General features: G+C 34.1%; 20 protein-coding genes and 1 pseudogene. 18 read left to right on the top strand and 3 right to left on the bottom strand.

All coding sequences use genetic code 11. The annotated features are described in order from the left end of the window. The first annotated feature begins 31 nt into the window (after positions 1-31). The 14 genes from BCM40_RS12685 to BCM40_RS12620 all read left to right on the top strand — a co-directional run bounded on the left by BCM40_RS12685 (position 32) and on the right by BCM40_RS12620 (position 15518). The gene (locus tag BCM40_RS12685; RefSeq protein WP_065525587.1) at positions 32-1144 is read left to right on the top strand and encodes a DegT/DnrJ/EryC1/StrS family aminotransferase; all 1113 of its coding nucleotides are present in this window, start codon (positions 32-34) and stop codon (positions 1142-1144) included. Between the two features lie 2 nt (positions 1145-1146). Then, a complete protein-coding gene (locus BCM40_RS12680; protein ID WP_065525588.1) occupies positions 1147-1782 on the top strand; it encodes a sugar transferase in 636 nt (211 codons plus the stop codon). Then, positions 1775-2431 (top strand): acetyltransferase, encoded by a 657-nt coding sequence (locus BCM40_RS12675; RefSeq protein ID WP_065525589.1) that lies wholly within the window; start codon positions 1775-1777, stop codon positions 2429-2431. The genes BCM40_RS12680 and BCM40_RS12675 overlap by 8 nt, the downstream gene beginning before the upstream one ends. After that, complete coding sequence (locus tag BCM40_RS12670; RefSeq protein WP_065525590.1) at positions 2406-3503, top strand: glycosyltransferase family 4 protein; 1098 nt, start codon at positions 2406-2408, stop codon at positions 3501-3503. The genes BCM40_RS12675 and BCM40_RS12670 overlap by 26 nt, the downstream gene beginning before the upstream one ends. Beyond that, positions 3503-4390: an ATP-grasp fold amidoligase family protein gene (locus BCM40_RS12665; RefSeq protein WP_083394521.1), complete on the top strand. Its 888-nt coding sequence runs from the start codon at positions 3503-3505 to the stop codon at positions 4388-4390. Before BCM40_RS12670 ends, BCM40_RS12665 begins: the two co-directional genes overlap by 1 nt. A 22-nt stretch (positions 4391-4412) precedes the next feature. Beyond that, positions 4413-5585 carry a glycosyltransferase gene (locus tag BCM40_RS12660; protein ID WP_065525591.1) on the top strand — a complete coding sequence of 391 codons (1173 nt, stop codon included), beginning with the start codon at positions 4413-4415 and terminating at the stop codon, positions 5583-5585. 101 nt (positions 5586-5686) lie between these two features. Next, entirely contained in the window at positions 5687-6766 is a 1080-nt protein-coding gene (locus tag BCM40_RS12655) for an EpsG family protein (RefSeq protein WP_065525592.1), read from the top strand. A 65-nt stretch (positions 6767-6831) separates the two neighbouring features. Next, positions 6832-8013, top strand: a complete 1182-nt coding sequence (locus BCM40_RS12650) for a polysaccharide pyruvyl transferase family protein (protein WP_065525593.1) — start codon at positions 6832-6834, stop codon at positions 8011-8013. Next, on the top strand, positions 7982-9130 hold the full coding sequence (locus BCM40_RS12645; protein WP_083394520.1) for a glycosyltransferase family 1 protein: 1149 nt from the start codon (positions 7982-7984) through the stop codon (positions 9128-9130). The genes BCM40_RS12650 and BCM40_RS12645 overlap by 32 nt, the downstream gene beginning before the upstream one ends. Positions 9131-9281: 151 nt before the next feature. Continuing rightward, a complete protein-coding gene (locus BCM40_RS12640; RefSeq protein WP_065525594.1) occupies positions 9282-10625 on the top strand; it encodes an oligosaccharide flippase family protein in 1344 nt (447 codons plus the stop codon). Between the two features lie 92 nt (positions 10626-10717). Further along, a complete protein-coding gene (locus BCM40_RS12635; protein ID WP_065525595.1) occupies positions 10718-12094 on the top strand; it encodes a UDP-glucose dehydrogenase family protein in 1377 nt (458 codons plus the stop codon). Then, entirely contained in the window at positions 12069-13100 is a 1032-nt protein-coding gene (locus tag BCM40_RS12630) for an SDR family NAD(P)-dependent oxidoreductase (protein WP_065525596.1), read from the top strand. The genes BCM40_RS12635 and BCM40_RS12630 overlap by 26 nt, the downstream gene beginning before the upstream one ends. 81 nt (positions 13101-13181) lie before the next feature. Next, the gene (gene galU, locus BCM40_RS12625) at positions 13182-14063 is read left to right on the top strand and encodes a UTP--glucose-1-phosphate uridylyltransferase GalU (RefSeq protein WP_065525597.1); all 882 of its coding nucleotides are present in this window, start codon (positions 13182-13184) and stop codon (positions 14061-14063) included. Between the two features lie 291 nt (positions 14064-14354). Then, positions 14355-15518 (top strand): glycosyltransferase family 4 protein, encoded by a 1164-nt coding sequence (locus BCM40_RS12620; protein WP_065525598.1) that lies wholly within the window; start codon positions 14355-14357, stop codon positions 15516-15518. Between the two features lie 620 nt (positions 15519-16138). On the opposite strand, the pseudogene BCM40_RS12615 reads toward BCM40_RS12620, so the two are convergent. Beyond that, positions 16139-17178: pseudogene (locus BCM40_RS12615) on the bottom strand (IS3 family transposase). Positions 17179-17817: 639 nt separating this feature from the next. On the opposite strand from BCM40_RS12615, the gene BCM40_RS12605 reads away from it, so the two are divergent. Then, positions 17818-19491 (top strand): S-layer homology domain-containing protein, encoded by a 1674-nt coding sequence (locus tag BCM40_RS12605; RefSeq protein WP_065525600.1) that lies wholly within the window; start codon positions 17818-17820, stop codon positions 19489-19491. Positions 19492-19956: 465 nt separating this feature from the next. Here the strand turns inward: BCM40_RS12605 and BCM40_RS12600 are convergent, their stop codons facing one another. Both BCM40_RS12600 and BCM40_RS12595 read right to left on the bottom strand, forming a co-directional pair. Then, a complete protein-coding gene (locus BCM40_RS12600) occupies positions 19957-20907 on the bottom strand; it encodes an ATP-grasp domain-containing protein (RefSeq protein WP_065525601.1) in 951 nt (316 codons plus the stop codon). Positions 20908-20918: 11 nt separating this feature from the next. Next, positions 20919-21977 carry an LLM class flavin-dependent oxidoreductase gene (locus tag BCM40_RS12595; RefSeq protein WP_065525602.1) on the bottom strand — a complete coding sequence of 353 codons (1059 nt, stop codon included), beginning with the start codon at positions 21975-21977 and terminating at the stop codon, positions 20919-20921. A 621-nt stretch (positions 21978-22598) separates the two neighbouring features. On the opposite strand from BCM40_RS12595, the gene proB reads away from it, so the two are divergent. The 3 genes from proB to BCM40_RS12580 all read left to right on the top strand — a co-directional run bounded on the left by proB (position 22599) and on the right by BCM40_RS12580 (position 25160). Beyond that, positions 22599-23384: a glutamate 5-kinase gene (proB, locus tag BCM40_RS12590; protein WP_065525603.1), complete on the top strand. Its 786-nt coding sequence runs from the start codon at positions 22599-22601 to the stop codon at positions 23382-23384. Positions 23385-23402: 18 nt separating this feature from the next. Then, complete coding sequence (locus BCM40_RS12585) at positions 23403-24680, top strand: glutamate-5-semialdehyde dehydrogenase (protein ID WP_065525604.1); 1278 nt, start codon at positions 23403-23405, stop codon at positions 24678-24680. Positions 24681-24884: 204 nt separating this feature from the next. Further along, positions 24885-25160 carry an excalibur calcium-binding domain-containing protein gene (locus BCM40_RS12580; protein ID WP_065525605.1) on the top strand — a complete coding sequence of 92 codons (276 nt, stop codon included), beginning with the start codon at positions 24885-24887 and terminating at the stop codon, positions 25158-25160. Positions 25161-25374: the final 214 nt, after the last annotated feature.

The following is a 25374-nucleotide window of genomic DNA, read 5'->3' as shown; positions in this document are numbered from 1 at the left end:
TATTGATAAGTCATGGAAGGGTGCAATTTAAATGTTAGAACGAATTTACCTTTCATCTCCTCATATGAGTGATGAAGGCTATGAACAAGAATTTGTAAAAGAAGCATTTGATACAAACTGGATTGCGCCCTTAGGAACAAACGTTAATGGGTTTGAAGACGAACTAGCAGCTAAAGTTGGTTCAAAAGCCGCAGCTGCATTATCATCAGGAACTGCAGCTATACACTTAGCGCTAAAAGCGGCAGGTGTTGAAAAAGATGATATCGTTTTTTGTTCTACATTAACGTTTTCAGCAACTGCAAACCCAATCATTTATCAAAATGCGACTCCAGTTTTTATCGATAGTGATTATGAAACATGGAACATGTCTCCAAAAGCTTTAGAAGAGGCTTTTAAAAAATATCCACAAGCGAAAGCTGTACTATTAGTTCACCTATATGGACTATCTGCAGATATGGACAAAATTGTAGCACTTTGTAAAAAATATAATGTCGCATTGATCGAAGATGCAGCAGAATCGTTAGGAACTTATTATAAAGGTCAGCACACAGGGACTTTTGGTGATTATGGAATCTTTTCTTTTAATGGAAATAAAATTATCACTACTTCAGGTGGTGGTATGCTTATTTCTAACAGTGAAGAACGAATTGCAAAAGCTAGATTTTGGGCTACACAGTCAAGAGATCAAGCTAGACATTATCAACATAGTGAATTAGGTTTCAATTATCGTATGAGTAATGTAGTGGCTGGAATTGGAAGAGGACAGCTAAAAGTCTTAAATAACCGAGTGGCTACGAAAAATCACATCTATAATTTTTACAAAGACCACTTGAACGATCTGGAAGGCATAGAGTTCATGCCTAATAATGAATGGGACAAACCAAACTATTGGTTGAGTGCTATGACGTTGACGGGTAAGATTCGCCCGGTTGAAGTAATGGATGCTTTAGAAAAAGAAAATATTGAATCTCGTCCTGTCTGGAAGCCAATGCATATGCAACCTTTCTTTGAAAAATATGATTTTGTGGGTACTGACGTTTCTGAGAAGTTGTTTGAAAATGGGGTCTGTTTGCCTAGTGATACGAAAATTACGGGTGAGCAGTTAGAAAGAGTTGTAGAGATTATTCGAGGGTTGTGGAAATAAGTATGAATAAACCTAAAGATGGATTATACAAACGATTCATTAAGAGGCCAATGGACTTAATTCTTTCTTTAATAGCAATTATCGTGCTTAGTCCAGTATTTTTAGTAGTCGCCATATTGGTTCGAGCAAAGTTAGGAAGTCCCGTTTTGTTTAAACAACAGCGTCCAGGATTGAATGAAAAAATTTTTTCTATGTTTAAATTCCGTTCGATGACTGACGAAAAAGATAATGAAGGGAATTTATTACCAGACAATATTCGATTAACTAAGTTTGGTCGATTCTTAAGATCTACGTCTTTAGATGAATTACCTGGTCTACTAAATATTCTTAAAGGGGATATGTCTATAATTGGACCAAGACCATTACTGGTAGAGTATTTATCTTTATACACTGAACAGCAAAAGCATCGTCATGATGTTAGACCAGGGTTATCAGGATTGGCTCAGGTAAATGGAAGAAATGCTATCAGCTGGGAAGATAAGTTCAAACTCGACATAGAGTATGTTAAACAGGTAAGTTTCATAGGTGATTGGAAAATTATATTTCTTACATTGAAAAAAGTGTTTATACGAGAAGGAATTAGTTCAGATACAGCTGCTACTATGGAAGCTTTTAAAGGTACTGATAAAAATGAATGAAATCAAGAAAAACAAATTACTTATAATAGGTGCTAGCGGTCATGGGAAAGTTGTAGCTGATATAGCCTTTAAATTAAATAAATGGCAACGTATTGCTTTTCTCGATGATGATGAAAGTTTAAAAGTATCTCTAGGTCTTGATGTTGTTGGAACTTTAAAAGATATGCATACCTGTATCGATGATTGGGATATGTTTGTAGCTATAGGCAAAAATTCTTTAAGAGAAACAATACAACTAAAATTAGAGGCTCAAGCTGCTACTATACCAGTGCTAATCCATCCTCAAGCTATTATTGGGAAAGATGTAGAAATTAGTAAAGGTACGGTCATAATGGCGGGAAGTGTCATAAATTCTTCAACTGTTATTGGGAAGGGGAGTATTATAAATACAGGCTCTACTGTAGATCATGATAATTTAATTGAAAACTTTGTACATATCTCTCCAGGAGTCCATATAGCTGGTACAGTGAAAATAGGACATGGTTCTTGGTTGGGAATAGGCAGTATTGTTAGTAACAATGTGAAAATAATAAAAAACACTATTTTGGGAGCTGGATCTGTAGTAATAAAAGATATTAATGAGCCTGGAGTTTATATTGGTATTCCAGCAAGGAGAATTAAAGATGGCGAAAATTTTGATTTTAGCTAATAATGATATAGGTTTGTATAAATTTAGGAAAGAACTTTTAAGTGAATTAGTTAAAGAGAATGATGTCTATATCTCTTTGCCAAATGGTAAATATATTCCGCAATTAAAAAATCTAGGATGCTACTTTATCGAAACACCTATTAATAGAAGAGGGACTAATCCATTAACTGATTTAAAATTACTGAAAAAGTATAGAAAAATTCTTAAGGAAATTTGTCCGCATATTGTTTTAACGTATACTATTAAACCAAATGTTTATGGTGGAATAGCCTGTCGAATGAACAAAACACCCTGTATTGCAAATATCACAGGACTAGGGACAGCTGTTGAAAATGGTGGAGTTTTACAAAAAATAACTTTATTTTTAAATAAAATTGCTCTGAAAAAAGCAAGTTGTGTCTTTATACAAAATAAAGAAAATGAAAAATTTTTATTGAGAAATAACGTAATAAAGGGACCCTATGCGCTAATACCAGGTTCAGGAGTGAATCTCAATGAGTATTCTTTGTTGAATTATCCTTCAAACATCACCATCAATTTTTTGTTTATTGCACGCGTTATGAAAGAAAAAGGAATAGATCAATATTTAGACGCCGCAAAATTTATAAAAGAAAAATATCCCGAAACTTCATTTCATGTTTTAGGCGCATGTGAACAAGACTATGAAGATAAGTTAAAAGAAATGCATCAAGAAGGTATAATTGAATATCATGGAATGCAAAAGGATGTTCAGAAGTTTCACCAAAATTCACACTGTACTATTCACCCCACTTATTATCCTGAAGGTATGTCCAATGTTTTGTTAGAGAGTGCTGCCAGCGGTCGTCCTATAATTACAACGAATAGAAGTGGTTGTAAAGAAATAGTTGAAAGTGGAAGAAATGGATTTATCGTTGAACAAAAAAATAGTGAAGATTTAATAGAAAAAATAGAAGCTTTTTTGAGTTTAGATATTGATTCCAAAAGAAAAATGGGGCTTTACGGTAGGAAAAAAATTGAAGAAGAATTCGATAGAGATTTAGTGGTTAAAGCTTACCTTAGAGAAATAAAAAAGCTGGGGATTAATAATTAATGAATTATAAAGCAATTATAAAAAATAAAGAACTAAGATTTAAAATTTTAAATATTTTAAGATTTCTTCCAGATTCTACTATGTTAAAAATTCAGTATAGATTAAAATTGAAAAGAAAGTTAAACCTAAAAAAACCTAAACGATGGACTGAAAAGATACAGTGGTATAAAGCATATTATAGAAATCCTTTAATGAAAAAATGTGCAGATAAATATGAAGTACGGGAGTACATCAATAGTAAAGGACTTAATAATATACTTAATAGACTGTACGGAGTTTTTGACAACACAGATCAAATTGACTTTGATGCATTACCTAATAAATTTGTCATTAAGACAACAAATGGAAGTGGCACAAATATTTTATGCAATAATAAAGCGGAACTCGACAGAGAAAAAGTAATAAAAACTTTAGATTTGTGGTTGAAAAGAGATAGTTTTACAGTTGGAAGAGAATGGTCATATAAAGATTTAGTTCCGAAGATAATAATAGAAAAATTTTTAGAAGATAAAGGTAATTTGTTTGAGGGAATAAACGATTATAAATTTATGTGTTTTAATGGTAAAGCAAAATATATAGTATTTGACGTTGATCGTCAAATAGATCATAAAAGAAATATATATGATATAGAATGGAATTTTATCGATGTAGTTACAGACCATCCAAATTTTGGGGATGTAGTTTCCAAACCTGAAGGACTTAGTGAGATGCTCATCATTGCCAATAAATTGGCTGCTGATTTTCCTTTTGTTAGAGTAGATTTATACTGGGTAAATAATAGGGTTTATTTCGGAGAATTAACATTTTATCCGTGGTCTGGATATGTCCAGTATACCCCAGAGAAATTCGATATTACTTTAGGAGAACAATTTAGCTACAATCTTTAAAGTAATGAAATGAGGTTTAAGAATGAAAGTATTATTTTGTCATGACGGTCCCTTGAAAAAAGATGAGGAAAATAATTATTATGGTACTGCTCATAATGATAAAACATTCAAGCGATATTATCATATTGGAAACGAACTTTCTGCAATTATAAGAGTTAAAGATGTTTCTAAAAGCGAAGCTGAAAAACAATTGTCAAAAATCTCAGTATCTCCTTTTAGAGTTATTCAATGTCCGAATATCTCGAATTTAAAAGGAGGAATACTTAATAAAATTAAAGCAAAAAGAATAATAGAAAATGAAGTGAAAAATACAGATTACGTAATAGCGAGACTTCCCAGCATAATAGGATTCATTGCAATCGATTATGCAAAGAAAAATAAAATACCTTACTTAGTTGAATTAGTAGCTTGCCCATGGGATGCATTCTGGAACCATAGTATTGTAGGGAAAATAGTAGCCCCTTCTATGTATCTAGCCACAAAAAAGCGAGTGAAAAAAGCTCCATACGTTGTTTATGTAACTAATAATTTTTTGCAAAAAAGATACCCTACCTTCGGGAAAAACATCAGTTGTTCTAATGTCGCTTTGCAAAAATTTAACAGTGAAATATTAGAGAAAAGGTTAAAAAAGATTAATGAAATGAATCAAAAACAAAAAATTATTATAGGAACGACTGCAGCAATAGATGTTAAATACAAAGGGCAACAATATATAATCAAAGCGTTGGGGGAATTAGAAAAAAATAACAAAAATATATTTGAATATCAGTTAGTTGGAGGAGGTAATAATCACTATCTTAAAAAATTGGCGAAGAAATACAACGTGGAAAATTCTGTGCAATTTCTTGGAAGTAAACCTCATAAAGAAATTTTTAATTGGCTAGAGACTATAGATATTTATACACAACCAAGTAGACAAGAGGGTTTACCTAGATCATTAGTAGAAGCTATGAGTAGAGCTTTACCAGCCTTTGGTGCAAATACTGCTGGAATTCCAGAACTAATTGAGAAAAAATATATATTTAGCAACAAAAAAAATAATATTGAAGAAATTTGTGAAATTCTATTATCTATCAGTAAGGAAGAATTAGTTTCGCAAGCCAATAAAAATTTTTCAGAAGCTAACAAGTATGAAGCAGTTAAGATAGAAGAAAAAAGAAAGGGATTTTTTGAGCAATTTAAATTACAAACATAAATAAAAACAAAAATTTTTGTAGTGCATATCCTTTACATGCAACGACAGATTCTATAAAAATTTGCCTTACTAGTTTAAGAGAAGTTTAAGGAGTTATATAAGTGACTATTTCATACTTAATTTACATATCAGCAGTTGTATTGTCAGTGTTCTTTGCTTTCCTTGCTCAAAAATTTAAAAAAAGCGATAAACCACAGCCTATATTTATATTTATGTCAATGCTTCCCTTAATATTTATTATGGGTTTTCGAGATGTCAGTATAGGTGTAGATGGATACAGTTATTTAAATGGATATATTAATGCTAATAGCACTAATATTTTTCAATATTATGGATCTAATATTACAGAACCAGGATTCTATGTACTTTATAAAATCTCATATTTTTTAGGGGACTTTCAGTGGCTTTTTATACTAACAGCTACTATAACAATTTGTTTTTTTTATAAAGCGATGAGCTATGAAATTAACAACATAAGTTTTGCTTTGGTTATATTTATTTTTGCGACTACGCAATACTTTTACTACTTTGGAATCTTGCGAATGGGGATTGCAGTTTCTATTATTGCTTTTGCTTATAGATATATAATAGAAAATGATAAAAAAAAATTCATTATTTTTGTAGGAATTGCAACTATGTTTCATTACTCTGCCCTATTTTCCTTCATACTTCTTTTTCTAAGTAAAAATAATCAAAATGTATTTAAAAGAAATAATATCTTAAAAATAGTTTTAATGATACCAGTAAGTTTCTTTGTCATTAAATATTTGGTTTTCCCATTTATAACTGCAGATCGATATCAAGGTTACATTGCTTCGTCTGGGATAATTGGAACAAGCTTTGTTTCTTCATTACCTTTACTGCTTGTATTTTTAATATTTTTTAATAAATCTATTAAAAATAATAGGAATTACCGATTTTATTTTTTTCTATTTGTTATTAAAGTAATTACTGAGATTTTTGCACCAATTATTGGAATAGGAAGAATGGTTTGGTACGTAAATTTGAGTATTGTATTTTTATTTCCGAGTTTGATAAAAATGTGTAAAGAAAGAGAATTGAAGTTTTTAGTTTTTATATTAATAGTTTCGTATTGTTTACTATATAGTTATTCAGCATATTTTGGTGAATCATTTAGAGGCTCATATATGTTACCTTATAAAATATTTTTTGGTGAATAAAATATATTCACTAAATTTAAATATTTAATTTCTAGTAAATTTATTTGACAAAGGAGATGTTTTAATTGGAAAGAATCTTAGTTTGTGGAGTAGCGAACTCTGGAAATTTAGGCGATAGAATTATAGCTGAATCTTTAAATTATATAATTAATAAAGCTGATAAAAAATATGTAATTACCAATTTTGATTTTACTGTTGGAGAAATAGTAGAATCAAAAAAAAAAGCTACAGTAAATCTTACTTCGGATAAGATTTTTAAGAAAATAATTCCTAATTCTATAAGATATATAAAAGTCAGTAATTACTATAGAAAAAATTATATTTTAAAAGAAGCGTTGACCAAACAAGTTTCTGAATCACACATAATTGTAATAGGAGGTGGGCACCTTTTAATTGATAACTACGGAAACTTTCCAATAGGTATTTATACGATATATAAGGAAGCTCGTAAGAATAATATACCAATTATTTTTGCTTTTGTTGGTGCTAAAGGACCCTGGAGTTATAAAGCAAGAAAGCTATTAGGGGAAGTACTTAATTATGCTTCATACATATCGGTAAGGGACAATGATTCAAAAAAATTTTTAATATCTATTAATCCTAACATCCAGCAAAAAATTATAGCTTTGACCGATCCAGCGTTATATGTAAAAGAGATATATCCTCCAACTCAATATAAAGTAGGTAAAAAGAAAATCGGTCTAGGAATTATGGATCCCAATGAAATGAAAAGACACAGTAATATTTCTTGGAGTAGAACAGATTCTGCTATTTGGTGGTCAAAGTTAGCAAAAGAGTTAGTAAAATTGAATTATGAAGTAAATATTTTCACAAATGGAGCAACCACTGATAATGGCTTTGTTGAGCAGTATATTAAGAAGAATTTAGAGGAAATCGAAGGTATTTCTTTTTCTGAGTATCTTAGCGATTATAGAAATCTTATCAAAACTATTGAGAATCAAGATGTTATTGTGGCTCAAAGGTTACATGCATGTTTGCCATCTGTCTCCTATTACAAACACACTTACGGAATTATGTGGGATCCAAAGTTGAAAAGCATTTTTGAAGAATTGGGATTGAATAATTATTTAATAGATTGTAAAGATGAAGTAGAAAAAGTTGTACAAAAAATTGAAAAAAATCTTAATGAAGACTTTAAATTAAATGAAGAGACTATAAATAAAATAGTCTGCAAAAAGAAGGAGTTGTTAAATTTTGTCGAGAATAGTCTCTCCAAAAAAAATTAAAGTTCTACATGTGGTAGGAGCTATGAACGCGGCAGGTTTAGAAACATTAATTATGAATTTATATAGGCATATTGATAAAGATAAAGTACAGTTTGATTTTGCTGTACAAACCACTGAGAAAAGTTTTTATGATAATGAAATAATAAAAATGGGCGGAAGAATAATAAGTCACCCAAAACCAAATAAAGGGATCAAGGATTACAAAATTAGTTTAAAAAATACTTTAGAAAAATATGGACCCTATGATGTTGTACATAGCCATGTTCTTTTCTTTAGTGGAACCGTTTTGGATATTGCAAAGAAAAATAACGTTCCTATCAGAATCGCTCATAGTCATAATACAAATGATAGTAGAAACAATGCTCTTCCAAGGAAAATTTATAAACTTATAATGAGAAAAAAAATAAAAAGAAATGCAACACATTTAATAGGTTGTTCTAAGCAAGCTTGCGAATATGTTTTTGGAAAGACATCTTATCAACATGGAAAGTCTAGTTTATTTCCAAATGCTATTGACCTTGCAAAATTTAAAGAAATAAAAAGGAACACAAGATATCTTTTAGAAGAGCTAAACCTTCCTAAAGACAGTATTCTTATAGGACATGTTGGTAGATTTACAAAACAAAAAAATCATTCTTTTATTATAGATATATTTTCGAATTATTCTAAAGAAGAATCTAGAGCTCATTTAGTGCTGGTTGGAGAAGGAGAAGAAATTGAAAGTATTAAAGAAATGGTATTAGAGAAAAATTTAAGTGATAAAGTACATTTTTTAGGATTAAGAAATGACATACCTCAATTTATGACGGCAATTGATTTATTTATTTTTCCATCGCTTTACGAAGGTCTAGGCATAGTATTAGTTGAAGCTCAAGCTGCCGGAGTTCCAAGCCTTATTTCCAAAAATGTACCAATTGAAGCAGATTTAAATATTGGTTTATTAAATAGATTAGATCTCGATTCCGATAGTAAAAGTAAATGGATCGCGAAAATAAAAGAGTTAATCGGTAAAGAAGAAATTGATTGGTTTTTGAGAGAAAATGCTCTGAAAAAATACAAATATGATATAGACGTCAGTGTAGAAAACTTACTTAAAATATATGAAGATAAAACATAAAACATAAAGATTATACAAAAATCTTCAATCTTATACAACGTATGAAAATTTAAAAACAAAATACCTATCTAAATTAAGCAAAGTTAAAATTTTTTAATACCACAGTAATAAATATACATCAAGTTAAATAAAAAACTGAGAGAAGCAATTTATGAAAAAAATAAATTTAAAAACAAGTTTTTCAAAAAATAAAAAAAATATTGCCAAAATTTCTTCGGGAACAATGATGGGGCATATAATATCATTAATCACTTTGCCAATTCTTACTCGTATCTATGGAGCAGAGATATTTGGTATATGGGCTTTTATTTATGCTTTATCTATTATTATTAATTCTTTCTCAGATCTCGGAATGTCTAATTTAATAATGATTGAAAAAGAAGAAAAGCTAAAAAAATACTACAAAGTTATTTCTACAATTTCATTTATCATAAGTACTCTTTTTTCATTAATTGTAACAGTTGTTTACTTTATAATTTTTAATGATATAGCCTTGAGTCCTTATGTATTCTATTGGATTCTTTTCTTCTCAGCATTTTTGTCTCAACAAGTACAAATTTGTTACACATGGTTAAACAGAAATCAAGAATATAATGCACTAATGAAAAATCCGGTTTTGAATTACAGTGTTTATGGCATCAGTGGTATTATTTTTGGATATATGGGTTTTATACAATATGGATTTTATATAGCTCATTTATTGGGCTCACTAATAACTTTAATTCATATGAAGAAAAATTTACCAAGAGGGCTGTTTGTTTTTAATGTGAAAGAAGTTTTTAAAATCATTTACAGCAACAAGAAATTTATTTTTTATCAAGTACCTACAAATTTAACAAATAATTTAAAAAGCCAAAGTCCAACCCTGTTAATCAAAGTATTATGGGGACCTGAAATTTTAGGCTATTATGCAATTACTTTAAGAATTCTTCAAATGCCTATTATTTTAATTGCAAAAGCAATCGGAAGAGTATTTTTTCAAGTAGTTTCTGATATGCATAGACAATCAAAAGAAATTGGCGCTTATGTTTTAAAAAATATAAAAAGAGCAATGAAGTTGTCTATTATTCCAATCACTTTATTAATAGCTTTTGGAGATATTATAGTAATTATCTTTTTGGGGAAAGAATGGGAAGTTTCTGGGAATTTCGTAAGAATATTAGCTCTTCAATACTTTTTTGTATTTTTACAAGATTCAGTACAAGGGCTTGCAATTACTCTAAATAAGCAAAAATATACGCTAATTGCAAATACCTTCCAAATAACAGGTTTAATATTTTCTTTAATAGTTGGAAAATATATTTTCAATAGTGTTTATATCTCATTATTGATAATGTCAAGTATTTTTATTTTAATTCAAATAGTATATTTCACTTACTTGTTTAAGGTTTTAAATGTACCTAAAATGATTTACTTTTCGAATATTTTAAAAAATGTTTGTATAATTTTAGCTTTTTCAACTTTATTCAGGTGTATATATAATTACTTGAGTTAATGTTTGTATTTCTATGTTCTTGTATTATTTTAAGTTGATTTTGTAAAAGTGAATTACAGAATAATTAATTTAGAGATAAGGAAGGTGTAAATATGTTTAAGATAGCAGTAGCAGGAACCGGATATGTAGGCTTAGTTGCAGGAGTTTGTTTTGCTGAAAGAGGACATAAAGTAGTTTGCGTTGATATTGACAAAACTAAAGTAGATCTTATGAAATCAGGAGTATCTCCAATATATGAAACAGGTTTAGAAGATCTCATGAAGAAAAATTATAAAGCAGGAAGATTAGAGTACACTAATGATTATGAATCAGCTTATAAAGATGCAGATGCAGTTTTTATTGGTGTAGGAACTCCTGAAAATGAAGATGGATCTGCAAACCTTTCATACATAGCGACTGTCGCTAGACAAATTGCCGAAACAATTGAAAAAGATTGTCTAGTAGTTGTGAAATCTACCGTCCCAGTTGGTACAAATGATAAGGTTGAACAATTTATCCATGATTTCTTAATTAATGATGTAAGAGTAGAAGTAGCTTCTAATCCGGAGTTCTTGGCACAGGGATCTGCAGTACATGATACTTTAAATGCGAAAAGAATCATTATCGGAACTCAAAGCAGTTGGGCAGAAAATCTTTTGCAAAAAATTTATGAGCCATTTAAATTACCTGTCGTATCGGTAAATAGAAAGTCTGCAGAAATGATTAAATATGCATCTAATGATTTTCTTGCGTTGAAAATTTCTTATATGAATGATATAGCAAATCTATGTGAGCTAGTCGGGGCAGATGTTCAGGACGTAGCTAAAGGAATGAGCTTTGATGATCGTATTGGCAGCAAATTTTTAAATGCAGGTATTGGCTACGGTGGATCTTGCTTCCCTAAAGATACGAAGGCACTTGAATACTTGGCAACACAAAATGGTTATGACTTGAAAACAGTTAAAGCTGCAATTAATGTAAACAAAGATCAAAAGACTTTAATGTATAAGAAAGCGAGTAATCGTCTAATTACATTTAACGGCTTAAAAGTAGCTATTCTAGGTCTAACCTTTAAGCCGGGAACAGATGACTTAAGAGAAGCCCCATCACTCGAAAATGTACCATTACTTTTGAATCAGGGAGCTGACATTTATGCATATGATCCGATAGGTGCAGGAAATTTTGCTAAGGTTTTTCCAGAAGGGAAAAGTAGAAAAGGTAGCATAAAATATGTATCTAATATTGAAGAAGCTATAGAAGGTGCAAATGTTTGTTTCATTTTCACTGAGTGGGGAGAAGTAAAAGCAATTGATGCCCAGGTCTATAAGAAATTAATGAGAACTCCTTTGGTATATGATGGGCGTAATCTTCATAGCGTTGAAGAAATGGAACAAGCTGGAGTAGAGTATTATTCAGTCGGTAGAGCTCCAGCAAATAAAGACGGACTTAAGGAGTTGAGAAAGCTTGAATTACAAGCCGCTAGATTCTAGTAAAGTATATTTTATTACCGGCGCTGCTGGATTTATTGGTTACTATCTTTCGAAACGATTGTTGGAGTCTGGCTGTAAAGTAGTTGGTATCGATAATCTTAACGAATATTATGATATAAAGTTAAAGTATGACCGTTTACACCAGCTAGAATCAAATGAAAACTTCGATTTTATTAAAGGCGATATTTCTGATAAAGAACTAGTAAGCTCCCTATTCGAGCAGTATAAGCCGAATATTATTGTGAATTTGGCAGCTCAAGCTGGTGTCAGGTACTCAATTGAAAATCCCGATGTCTATATTCAAAGCAATGTCATTGGATTTTATAACATCCTAGAAGCTTGTCGTCATTATCCAGTTGATCACTTATTGTATGCTTCATCAAGTTCAGTTTATGGAGCAAATAAAAAAGTGCCTTTTGAGGAGACAGACTTTGTAGATAATCCAGTTTCATTGTATGCCTCTACTAAAAAGTCAAATGAATTGATGGCACATACTTACAGTCATTTATACAAAATTCCAGCATCGGGACTTCGCTTCTTTACAGTATATGGTCCAATGGGACGTCCTGATATGGCGTATTTTGGGTTCACAAACAAATTATTTGCGGATGAAGAAATTAAAATTTTCAACAATGGTGATTTTGAAAATGATTTGTACCGTGACTTTACTTATATCGATGACATTGTAGAAGGTATTCAAAGGCTCTTGTCCAATCCGCCGGGGGAAACGGGTGAAGTGCCCCATAAAATCTTTAATATCGGAAATAGTAAACCTGAAAAGTTGATGGTGTTTATTGAGTCACTGGAGAAATGTTTAAGCAATAGTTTAGGAAGAACAATTGAGTTTAGGAAGAAGTTTGAACCAATCAAACCGGGTGACGTTCCAGCGACCTATGCTTCGACTAAGTTATTAGAACAAGCGATTGATTTTAAACCAAAAACCTCGATTGAAGAAGGTCTTCAGAAGTTCACAGATTGGTACTGTGAATACTATAGAAGAACATAATCTTTTTTGAAATACGCTATTCAATTATTTTACAAAAAACAAGCCTTGCTATTAAGGCCAAAAATTTAAGTAGGTGCAAAGATGAGAGTGAAAAAAGCTATTATTCCTGCTGCTGGACTCGGAACGCGATTCCTCCCAGCAACAAAAGCGATGCCAAAAGAAATGTTACCGATCGTCGACAAACCAACGATTCAATATATTATCGAAGAAGCCATTGCTTCTGGCATAGAAGATATTATCATCGTGACAGGGAAAGGTAAACGCGCCATCGAAGACCACTTCGATCATGCGTTTGAACTGGAAGATACATTAATGAAAAAAGGGAAAAAAGAGATGCTAAATTCTGTTTTAGAGACTTCTAAAGTAGAAATCCATTTTATTCGCCAGAAGCAGCCGCTTGGTTTGGGCCATGCGATATGGTCAGCGCGTAAGTTTATTGGCAACGAACCTTTCGCTGTCTTACTGGGTGATGACATCGTTGAAAACGATGAGCCATGTTTAGCTCAATTGATGAACCAGCATGAGAAGACCGGGAAGAGTGTCATAGGTGTGCAAGAAGTAGCCGATAAAGATACAGAACGTTATGGCATTATTGATCCTATTTCGGTTGAGGGAAAATTGATTAGAGTAAATAAGTTCGTCGAAAAACCGACAGCTGGAACTGCACCATCGAATTATGCCATTATGGGCCGTTATATTCTCACACCGGAAATTTTTGAATACTTGGGAGAGCATCAATTAGGTGCAGGCGGAGAAATCCAGTTGACTGACGCCATACAAAAGTTAAATGAAATACAATCTGTGTATGCTTATGAGTTTGATGGACAAAGATTTGATGTAGGAGAAAAGTTTGGTTTTATAGAAACGACAATTGAGTACGCGTTAAAGCGTCCGGAGTTGCGAAACCAATTATTGGAGTTGTTTGAAAAGAAATTAACAGAAGAAAAAATATCTATTAAATAATATTCTATAATAATTATTTAAATTACTATTGTGTATCTTGTAGAGTTTTTAAATATTTAATATCTATTATTAAAAGTTTATAGGGATTTTTGAAGAAAAACACATAATATACAATTAGTATGCTAAAGAGACTCATGTGACAAATAAAAAACAATAATATATAGTGTTTAAAAGAAATTTAAATAATATTTTTTTATATCGATATAACCAAAGAGTTGAACTTGAATATAATTGCAAATTTATTACATTAAATGGATGACTTAAACAATATTTTGCAAGGATAGGTGCTAAATGAAGAAAAAAATATTATTTTTAGAGTCTCGCTCTGATTCTTTTTATGGTGCTCAAAAAAGCATGCTTAAACTCATTCAAAGTTTAAATCAAAATGAATTTGAATGTGTGGTTGTGACAACGAAAGAAGGAGAACTAAGCAAAGAATTAAGAAAGAAAAATATACCGATAGATATTGTTAAACTTAATAAAAAAGCGAATATATTTGGAGGAGAAATTCTTCAATATTCAATACTTAAGAAAATGAATATAGCAGTTCATTTGCTAATTTACAATTTTAAAATATTTCTTTACTTAAGAAAAAATAAAATTGATACTATATACGTAAATGATATTAGAGCATTAATTTACTCAATTTTAGCTACAAAAATTATGCGCAAAAAGAATATTTGGTATATTAGAGCCGATATTTCTGATACTATTTTATCTAAATTAGCTTTAAGGTTTTCCGATAACATAATTACCATTGCAAACGGAGTTCTGAGACATGTGCCTAAAGATAAGCTATTAAAATATAACGGCAAAATTACAAATATTTATACAGGATTTGATTTTAGTGAGTACCAAATTTCAGATAAAGAAAATTCTAAAAAAAATATAGGTCTATCAAAAAATAAATTAGTTATAGGGTATTTAGGATCCATAAATGAGAGGAAGGGAACTGACTTTTTAATTGATTCTTTTATAAGAATTAAAAAAATCTATAACGATACAGAATTACTAGTAGTTGGAAATGTAAGTCCCGGATACGAAAATTATTGGAAGAATCTTATGGAGAAAGTTTTGAAATATGGAGAATCTATAAAATACATACCTTATTCTAACAAAGTAAGCGATATTTATAGTGCAATGGATATATTCATCTTGCCATCACGTTCTGAAGGCTTGCCAAGGGTTGTAATTGAAGCAATGGCTCATAAAATCCCTGTAATATCAACAGATGTGGGAGGGGTTAGAGAAATAATTGAAAACAATATTAACGGTTTCGTTATTGAAAAAGATAATTCAGAAGAATTATTTAGTGAATTAAATAGTCTTTTGAAAGACAGCCTTAAAAGAAAAAAGATAGGAGAATTAGGTGAAAAATCTGCTAGGAATAATTTTTCTGAAGAAGTATTTATTAAAAAAATAAATTCTTATTTTAGAGAAATTCATAGACATTAATATTTATGATATAAAAAATATTTTAGATTGAATTTATTCTTTTTGTAAGCATATATAAAGATCAACCTTTTTAAAGAATGCAATGGCTTCTAAGAACGTTTCACCCTTTTGAAGTAAATAGTTATTAATATATTTTCTTTTTTTTATCGAGTTCTTTTAAATTGTACTGAAGTTATGTATATAAATGGTTAATTGAAACGATACTTTCTTTATATTGCAAAAATGATTATATCATTAAAAATGTTTCAGATTTCAGTCGGAATCGGATCGGATAATATCTAGTAGCATATAATAAATAATTAAAACTCTGATTTCAAAGTATCTTTTAAAATCAGAGTTTTTAAGTTCTTAGTTAATAAAATTATAGTGAACATATATTGATGGTCAACACTAATTTACATTAAATACGGGCTACGGCCATGAATGAGTATTGCGGATAAAAAAAGCCACTTGTGCGGAGTTTTGAGCCACGAGTTGCGGAGAATCAGACCAGTGAATGCATAGAAGAGAGCCGCCGGATAAAATTGAACTGACCTAGTGATTTGAGACATTAGAAAAAGCACCTAGGCTGCCATTATCCGATACTCAATCGGGGAATGGCAGTTTAATTTTTGGAACGGTCAGATGTAGTTGTAATAATACATGTAATCTTCCACTTTTTGTTGTACAATGGCATTGGTTAGGTGCACCCTTTTCAGGATGTAGAATTCTTCCGACTTTAGCGAGGAGTGGAAGGATTCGATGACGGCATTATCAAAGCAGTTTCCTTTACGGGACATGCTGGTGATAATGCCGTTTTCTTTTGTCGTCAGTTGAAATGCGCATGATGTGTACTGGGCACCTTGATCACTGTGCAGAATGGTTCCGGCCGTATTCCGTTTCTGGCAAGCCATTTCCAGCGTATCCAGCACAAGCTGGGCATTTTGTGTATCACTGACTTTGTAGGCAATTATCTCGTTATTATACAAATCCAGAATCGTCGATAAGTAAAGCATGCTCTCCCCGAAAGGGAGATACGTAATATCCGTCACCCATTTTTGATTGGGAGCGTCTGCTTTGAAATTTTGTTCCAATAAATTAGGGATGATTAGGTTGCTTTCTCCCGCCATTTGCTTCGCTCTCTTTGGTTTGACTCGTCACTGGAGATTATATTTCTGCATAATCCGCTGCACCGTCTTCCGATTCAACTTGGTGCCGTTATTTTTCAACAGGCCTTTCACCGTTCGATGACCGACACGGAATTTCAGTTGTTCACAGATGGCGAGAATTTCTTTTTCTACCTCGGTCATCCCGACCTCTTTATGGCACCAACGATAATAAGTGGAGCGAGGGAAGCCTATGCATTCACAGATCATCGTGATGGAATGTTTCACTTTAAACAAGTCCACCAACTCTAGGAAGAGGGCCGGTTCCACCTCCTTTCCAGTTCGCGATACTTTCCCATCAGTTCCTCTTTTATTTCGTAATACAGTACTTTTTTCCGCAATTCATCGATTTCACTCAACTCCGCATTGAAGCTGTATTGTTTTCCAATAGACTGAGCGAGTCGATGTACTTCGCCTTCTTGGTACCACTGCATCCACCTCTTAATCTGCGTCACATTTTTAATTTGGTGGACCTCCATGATTTCGGCATTGGTATAGTCCCCGCTCAATTTCATCTGAATGACCTCTTGTTTTATTTCCTCCGGATAGAATCGCTTTTTTGAACATATACAGAAAAATACCTCCAGTTTGTCGTTTATCCTACATACGACGTTGGGGGTGCTTTTTCCTTGTCTCATTTTACTGAGTCACTCTAAATTCAACCGGTGGCTCTCCCTTTGACGGAGTCTTGGCCACAGTCATTCTGGAACGTTTGATTCAATACTCGATGACCTTTAATATCAAAGGCGATTCCTATCATCTATAAGAAAAAATAGCTAAAATTTATCCGGCTGCTCCGCTTGCAAAATAGCTCAAGTGAGGAAGTTCATTCCGCCAAAAATGGAGAGAATAAACCGGTGTTGACAGCTTTAATTTATTCTTAGAGTAATGGCATGATTGAGAGTCAATTAAACCATATTCAGTTCTTTAATCAGCAAATATGTGAATGGGTATATTTTAATCTGCTTTGTAAGAAAATATAGTATTGCTTATTCTAATAATATCTTTCAAGGTAATCTGATTCTCAAATGAACTGTTAGCAAGATTTCCTCAGATTTAATTTAACTTGCAGGAATAGGAAAAATGATATATATTAAAAATGTTAAATTTTTATAAAAAAGGGGGTATTTATTATTAATATAAAATTCAAATACATGTATAAATGGTGTTTTTTTCTTTTTTTGTTTTTAATATTTTCAACTAGCACTTTAAATCTAGCTACAGCTACAACATTGGTAAATGTGAAGGATTTCGGTAGTTATGGTAATGATAAGATGGATGATACACAATTTATCCAGAATGCTATTGACTTTCAAAGTAGTAAAGGTGGCGGTGTAGTTTATTTCAATAAGGGAGAATATTTAATAGATTCAACTAAATCAATAACTTTAAGAGATAATATAACACTAGAATTTGAACAAGGTGCAATTTTAAAAGCTATACCTAATTCAGCTGAAAGGTATGAAATAGTTAAAATTCATAATGTGAAAAATGTTAATATAACTGGGCAAGTTAGTATAGTAGGCGACAGAAGTGAACATACTAGTAGTTTGGGAGAATGGGGGGTTGGGATAAGCATTAGAGGAGCACAAGATATTAACATTGAAAACGTAAGTATTTCTGATTCTTGGGGAGATGGAATATACATAGGTAATACATCAAAGAAAAATTACAGTGAGAATATTAAAATTAACAATTCTAATTTTGATAATAATAGAAGACAGGGTATTACTGTTGTATCAGTAAAAAAATTGGAGATAATAAATGCAACTATAACTAATACCAATGGGATTTCACCACAAAGTGGCATTGACATTGAGCCTAATAATTCAACACAATTTCTTAAAGATATTAAGATTATTAACTTGAAGACAGATAACAACCAAGGAACAGGTTTTAAAATTTATCTAAATAACTTTAGACATAATGAAAATCCTATTAGTATTTTTGTAGATTCTATAAAAAATATTAAAGATGGAATTGCAGTAAGATCTCTTAAAAATATAAAAGGAGAAATTAAAATAGCAAATTATCAATATTTATCAGGCACAGAAGTATCAATGGCACCTACCTTTGAACCGGTAACTAATACTTCGGAAAATGTTATCGGAATGGCTCCAGCAGGTAGTTTTGTTACTATTTCTGTTGGTAGTAATGGACTAGGGAAAGCTCAAACTAACGCTGAGGGGAAATTTAGTGTGCCTATTCCAGTTCAGGAAGCTAATGCAGAAATGAGAATTAGGGTATCGGATGCTTTTGGGAATTTCGTTGCTAATAAATATACTAATGTCTTAAATGTTAAATATACAGATTTTAAAATTTCTCATTGGGCATATGAAGAAGTAATATACTTAGCAAGTAGGCAGGTGATTACTGGTTATCCAAACGAAAGCTTCCAGCCCCAAAAGAATACGACGCGTGCAGAAGCAGCGAAAATGTTAGCAATCGCACTCGACTTGCCAATTGAAGACGTACCATCTGGTTATAAGGACGTTTCAGACAAGCACTGGGGCAAAAACTACATTGCAGCCGTTTCAAAAGCAGGGTTGTTCACTGGGAATCCAGACGGTACCTTTGCACCAAATGATGTGTTAAAACGTGCTGAAATGGCGAAAGTCATCAGTATTGCATACGAGTTGCAATCAAGCGACAAAAACCACTTCAGTGATGTAAAAGCCAGTCATTGGTCAAAAGGCTATATCTCAGGTTTATTTGAGAATGGTATTACTACTGGCTACCCAGATAAAACATTCCGTCCAGGAGAACCGACAACAAGAGCTGAGTATTCTGTGTTCTTGGCGAGAGCTAAGAATAAGAAGTTTCGTTAATTGGAGTTAAAATCGTGCCTCTGTGAGTGAAAAAAATCAATTTATACAAGAATATGCATAAGGAAAATACCATATTCAGTGGAATCAATTGATTTGGAAGGTGGCATTTGTGTAGTTATAAAGAGTGATAAATAGTCATACCTGAGCCGTACACAGGGGGTATGTGGAGGTTCTAGGGGGATAGAGTTTTGCTGTTTACGCAGGAAGTGGAATTGTCATGAATTGTGCGGTTCACTGGGAGAAGGAAAGTGAAAATCAGCACACAGAAAAAAGGGTCTTCTTTGAAAGTACAGCTTCGAGACAAGGCGAGTAATAAGAGTGAGAGTAAGGTAGTGAAGGTGAATTAAGTAAAAGTTCATTTTCATGGCAAGACCATTGAGACCCGAGCATTTCAGTCTAGCTAAAGAGTTTGTATAAAAAATGCCCCCTTCGAAATCGATTGATTTCGAAGGGGGCATTTTTGGATTATGCTTCTACTCTCAAATCCTTCAACTGACTCCCAAGCAACTGTGCCAGTTCCAACATCCCGTACTTACCGGCAACCGCTTCAGCATCTCCATTATAATTCGTATTCGTATTAACGTCGTATGTGAAAATTTCTCCATCGCTATTGCGGATAAACTCAATTCCCGCTACAGCAATTTCGTTGTGACGTAGGAATGTCTCGTATTTTTCAATTATCGGATCATTGAACCCTTCCACGATTTGAAACTTCGGTTTTTCTTCCGTTTGTTCGCCGACCGGGCACATCAAATCATCAATGCGGCAAGCATCTGCTGGGCATAGTTCGAATCCTTCTGAAGTATCCACTTGCACCGCATAAACAAATTTTCGACCGACAAATTCACAGCGTGTGATAAACGGTTCGGGGGCTTGGATATACTCCTGTATTAGCGTGATGCCGTCAATGGATTGCTCAAAGTCCTCGCTGTCTAGGTATTCCTTTAGTGCATCAATAGAATGGAACAAACGAACTCCGAGTCCTTTGCCAGCCCGGTTGTGTTTGGTGATAAACGAAGACACGCCCAATTTTTCAGCGGCCTCGATAATTTGCGCGCGACCATTTGCGGCAATTGTTTTTGGCGTCTGGATGCCAGCAGAGTTTAACGCCATGTATTGGTTAACTTTACTGACTTCTAAGCGAAGCGCACGCGTGCCGTTAAACACAGTTCTTCCGTGATGCTCAAGCCAGGCGAGCAAAGAATCAGCCATTTCGGGTGCGAAACGGTGGCCTCTTGTGTGAGACGATGCGCTCATGCGGCTGTAAAAGACACCTTCAGGAGGGACGTCGTTCAAATCCACTAAGCCTTCATTGATAAACCAATCTTCATACGGCAATTCTAGTTCGTCTAATCGTTTAAACAAGTGCGTTGTCCATTCTTCGTTTTCATGTATCACATAAATTTTGTCAGTCATAAGTATCCTCCTTAGTTGGCAAGCGTCTTAAGCGCTTGGCGTTTTTCTTCGACAAGTGGCATTACTTGTGTTGAAAAGCGTTCCATTTCTTCTAGTTGCGGTGAGAATTGCAGTAATAACAAATCCAATCCAGCTTGTTCGTATGCTAATATCCGTTCAGCGATTTGTTCGGGTGTGCCAATAAGGTTCGGGCGAAGGCCACGGTTAGAGACCGAATAATCTTCCCGTTTCACTTGTTGCTCGAGTTGTGATTTGCTGACGAAATCGTCATAGCCGACATAACCGCTTGAGTCTTTCATATCGACAATGCGGGCATATTCCGTGGCGACTTCTTCTTCTGTATCGCGGCATACGACATAAGCGGCCATGCCAAATGACTGGAGCGGCGATTTCCCAGCTTGTTCACGTAAGTTTTTCATGTCTTCGATCTTCGCTGCGATTTCCTCAACCGTGCCGCCGTGCATGACGTAAGCATCGCACGCCTCAACAATCGATTTCTTGCCACGTGGACTTTCACCACCGGCGTATAAAATTGGGTTCGGACGCTGCACCGGCTTTGGTGCCAAACGCGCATTTTGGACATCATAGTATTTTCCTTTAAATGAAAACACTTCTTCTGTCCACATGCCTTTGACGACTTGCAAAAACTCATCTGTTCGGTCATAACGTTCGTCATGCTCGGTAAATTGTCCGCCGTATTGACGGGCTTCTTCTGCCCACCACGCCGATACGACATTTAATGTGAAACGACCATTGGAGATTCGGTCAATATTCGCTGCCATTTTCGCCGTTACCGCAGGGTTATGAAAAGCGGGGCGTATGGCTGTCATAATTTCGATTTTCTCTGTCACAGCCGCAAGTCCAGCTGCTGTTGACCAAGCTTCTAGCGAATCGGCTTCCATTCCTTTTATATCATTTAAATTCAGTTCTGCGATCAAGGTTGTGTCGTAGCCCCATTTCTCGGCCGACTGCACCACTCGTTTTGCGTAGTCAAAAGTAGTGGGCATCTGTTCATCTTCTACATTGCGTAACCATCCGCCGAAAATCGGCAGCCAAAATCCATATTTCATCTATCCTTCATCCCTTTCATATAGAAGATTCGACTGTTGAAAAATTCACTCAATTAGAGAATAAAACTATTATACATTAAAACCTTTTATTCTTACCAGTAAACTAGGTTTTAATTTCATATAGAAAATGTTCTTTAAATAATGTGCTTAATAGGCACTCAAACTATGCTAAATAAGAAAAAATTAAAAAAGACCAGAGATCCTAGGTACAGAAGGCTTTCGCAACTAATAAAACTGGTTAAAAACTGGATGTAATTTGGAAAGAGAAAGAATGTATGTTAACATATCCACTTACTCTTTTGTTTAAAGATCATCGAGTATAGATCATTAAACAATACCGAACGTTGCGAAACACTGGTGGGAAATGCATAGATTTAAAGGGAAGACCTCAAGTTTGGTTTTAAAATCTATGCAAGCTTATGAGCTCATCACATTTTTAAAATTAGTAAAGACGTTTTCACCAGGTCTATTTGGTCCATCACGTTAAATAGAAAATCGTAACAGCGTATCTAATCGGTAGATTGATGACAATCTTTAATTGGAAACATGCTTAAAATCGACATTTTCCGTCTTTAGAAAAAAGAGGAGAAATTTTTTATTTAAAATAGGAGATGATAGTTAGTGGAGAAAAAACGAATCGTTGTGAAAATCGGTAGTAGCTCGTTGACGGATTTGAATGGAAAATTGTCAATTAGCAAACTGCGTGGACACGTAGAAGCATTGGCACGCTTGAAACAACAAGGCCATGAAGTGGTGTTGATTTCATCCGGTGCGGTCGCTGCAGGATTTAAAAGCATTGGTTATTTATCACGTCCGGACAAAGTGGTTGATAAGCAATCAGCTGCAGCTGTTGGACAAGGATTGTTGTTACAGGCTTATGCAGACGAATGCAAAAAACACGGCATTGTTGCGGCACAATTACTACTAACAAAAGATTTATACAAAAACGCCAACGCGACAATTTCGAACTTGTTAGAGCGAGACGTCTTGCCGATCATCAATGAAAATGACTCGGTGTCTGTGAAGGAATTGACGTTTGGAGACAATGACATGTTGTCCGCTCTAGTCAGCAGACTCGTTCATGCCGATTTCTTAATGATTTTGACAGACATAAATGGCATTTACCAAGACAACCCGATGAAAAATCCAGATGCAGAAAAATATACATTCCTCACAGAAGTTCATCAAGAAATGGAAAACGCCGCAACAGCAGAAGGCGCTTCAGGCGTTGGCACTGGCGGAATGAAGTCAAAAGTAGAAGCTGCTAAAACCGCATCGGCTTCAGACATTCAAGTGTTTATCGGATCTGGAGAAGGCAGTGAAAAACTAGTCGACATTTTCGAAGGAAAAGGCGACGGCACGTATATTGGGTCACTGGTCGAACCAAAAGTATTAGTAACTTTATAAATCGAAAGGGGACAAAGGATGACTGAAATTTTAACAGAAGAACGCATGACAGAAACCGAATTGATCGATAAAGCACAAAAAGCGAAAAAAGCCGCTTTCCAACTAGCGAAAGCTACGACAGCTGAAAAAGATGAAGCGCTAGAAGCCATTGCCGCGCAATTACTGGAAGAGCAAACTTTTATATTGGATGAAAACGCAAAAGACGTAGCGGCCGGACGCCAAGCCGGAATGGACGAGTCGTTAGTAGATCGTTTAACGCTCGATGCAGCTCGCTTGAAAGACATGGCAGATGCGCTTATCCAATTAACCAAATTAAATGACCCCATCGGAGAAACCCTCGAAAGCTGGGAGCAGCCCAATGGACTGTCGATGACAAAAATCCGAGTACCAATCGGTGTCGTCGGAATGATCTATGAAGCGCGTCCTAACGTAACCGTTGATGCCTCGAGCCTGTGCTTAAAAACAGGAAATGCAATTGTTTTGCGTGGTAGTTCAACAGCAATCAACTCTAATAAAGCAATCGTCCGAGTTATTCGCCGGGCACTAGAAAACACCCAACTGCCGGTAGAAGCGGTTCAATTGCTAGAAGATACACGCCGAGAAACAGCGTCTCAAATGTTCAAACTAAACGAGTATTTGGATGTACTGATTCCACGTGGTGGCGCAAAACTGATCCAAACAGTTGTTCAAAATGCGACAGTTCCTGTACTAGAAACAGGAGCGGGCAATTGCCACGTCTTTATTGATCGAACAGCAGAGGTTGAAATGGCGGTCAACATCGCGATCAATGCCAAAACGCAACGCCCTTCTGTCTGCAACTCTTGCGAAAGCATTCTGGTGCATAAAGACTGGGCGGTGGATCATTTAGCCGAACTGGTAACGGCTTTAGAAAAACACGATGTGAAAATCCACGGAGATGCGACAGTGCAACAAGTGTCTTCCTCGATTTCACCAGCAACAGATGAAGACTGGGCAACAGAATATTTAGGTTTTGAAGTGGCGATTAAAGTGGTGGAAACAGTCGATGAGGCTGTAGAACACATCAATCGCTACGGTACCAAACACTCTGAAGCGATCATTTCAGAGGATGCGCCGAGTGTCGAACAATTCTTCAATGAAGTCGATGCCGCAGCTGTTTATCATAACGCGTCAACACGCTTTACTGATGGCTACGAATTCGGCTTTGGCGCAGAAATTGGCATCAGCACACAAAAACTTCACGCACGCGGTCCAATGGGACTGCCTGCACTAACGTCAACAAAATACATTGTTAGAGGGAATGGACAAACGAAATAATTTTGTCATCTCTCCAGTTTAAAAAGGGCTATCCCGAAAAGTCGTATCTACAGACTTTCGAGGATGGCCCTTTTTTTGTGGTGGCTCAAAAATAATTTTATTAAGGCTATAGTACTGGATATAAAAGACTGGTAAACTAAATTAGCTAACAATATATGGATTTTTTGTTGTGGAGTTAGCAACAGGAAATAGGAGGAATAGACGATGAAAAAAATCGGTTTAGCCATCATGTCATTGATGGTCGTCATTAGTTTCACAGTCAGCGCAGCACCTATGCCAACGGATGCAGCAGCAGTAAAAGTAAAAACGTATGAAAACTGTACAGCTATTAACAAAGTATATAAAGGCGGCATTGCCCGTAATTCGAAAGTAAAGAACAAAGGCGGCAAGACAAAACATAAGCCGTTTGTTTCCAAAGCTTTGTATGATGCGAATAAAAAGAGTGATCGGGATAAAGATTTGATTGCGTGTGAGAAGTAGGAATTTGTATATTAAAATGCCCCTTAAGAAATCGATTGATTTCTTAAGAGGCATTTTTTATAGAGAGATAATTTTGAAGCTATAAACTCTTATTTAAATTCAAAAGAACAAAGAAGTTATTTTGAAATTCATTGAATATGTCTAAATACTAAAAATGCCTTTAGTTTTGTAATGAAAAGTGATAGAATTGTCATGGGTTTTAAAGACTACTAAA

This window comes from Planococcus donghaensis (assembly GCF_001687665.2).
GTDB lineage: Bacteria > Bacillota > Bacilli > Bacillales_A > Planococcaceae > Planococcus > Planococcus donghaensis.
Note: the sequence above shows the minus strand (reverse complement) of the source record. Positions and strands in the feature narration are given on the sequence as shown.

Excerpts from the sequence above, each read along its gene's own strand:
- BCM40_RS12580 (WP_065525605.1), top strand. The coding sequence starts at position 24,885 with ATGAAAAAAATCGGTTTAGCCATCATGTCATTGATGGTCGTCATTAGT.
- BCM40_RS12600 (WP_065525601.1), bottom strand. The coding sequence starts at position 20,907 with ATGACTGACAAAATTTATGTGATACATGAAAACGAAGAATGGACAACG.
- galU (WP_065525597.1), top strand. The coding sequence starts at position 13,182 with ATGAGAGTGAAAAAAGCTATTATTCCTGCTGCTGGACTCGGAACGCGA.
- BCM40_RS12675 (WP_065525589.1), top strand. The coding sequence starts at position 1,775 with ATGAATGAAATCAAGAAAAACAAATTACTTATAATAGGTGCTAGCGGT.
- BCM40_RS12585 (WP_065525604.1), top strand. The coding sequence starts at position 23,403 with ATGACTGAAATTTTAACAGAAGAACGCATGACAGAAACCGAATTGATC.
- BCM40_RS12635 (WP_065525595.1), top strand. The coding sequence starts at position 10,718 with ATGTTTAAGATAGCAGTAGCAGGAACCGGATATGTAGGCTTAGTTGCA.
- BCM40_RS12670 (WP_065525590.1), top strand. The coding sequence starts at position 2,406 with ATGGCGAAAATTTTGATTTTAGCTAATAATGATATAGGTTTGTATAAA.
- BCM40_RS12620 (WP_065525598.1), top strand. The coding sequence starts at position 14,355 with ATGAAGAAAAAAATATTATTTTTAGAGTCTCGCTCTGATTCTTTTTAT.
- BCM40_RS12685 (WP_065525587.1), top strand. The coding sequence starts at position 32 with ATGTTAGAACGAATTTACCTTTCATCTCCTCATATGAGTGATGAAGGC.
- BCM40_RS12680 (WP_065525588.1), top strand. The coding sequence starts at position 1,147 with ATGAATAAACCTAAAGATGGATTATACAAACGATTCATTAAGAGGCCA.
- BCM40_RS12595 (WP_065525602.1), bottom strand. The coding sequence starts at position 21,977 with ATGAAATATGGATTTTGGCTGCCGATTTTCGGCGGATGGTTACGCAAT.
- BCM40_RS12640 (WP_065525594.1), top strand. The coding sequence starts at position 9,282 with ATGAAAAAAATAAATTTAAAAACAAGTTTTTCAAAAAATAAAAAAAAT.
- BCM40_RS12660 (WP_065525591.1), top strand. The coding sequence starts at position 4,413 with ATGAAAGTATTATTTTGTCATGACGGTCCCTTGAAAAAAGATGAGGAA.
- BCM40_RS12605 (WP_065525600.1), top strand. The coding sequence starts at position 17,818 with ATGTATAAATGGTGTTTTTTTCTTTTTTTGTTTTTAATATTTTCAACT.
- BCM40_RS12665 (WP_083394521.1), top strand. The coding sequence starts at position 3,503 with ATGAATTATAAAGCAATTATAAAAAATAAAGAACTAAGATTTAAAATT.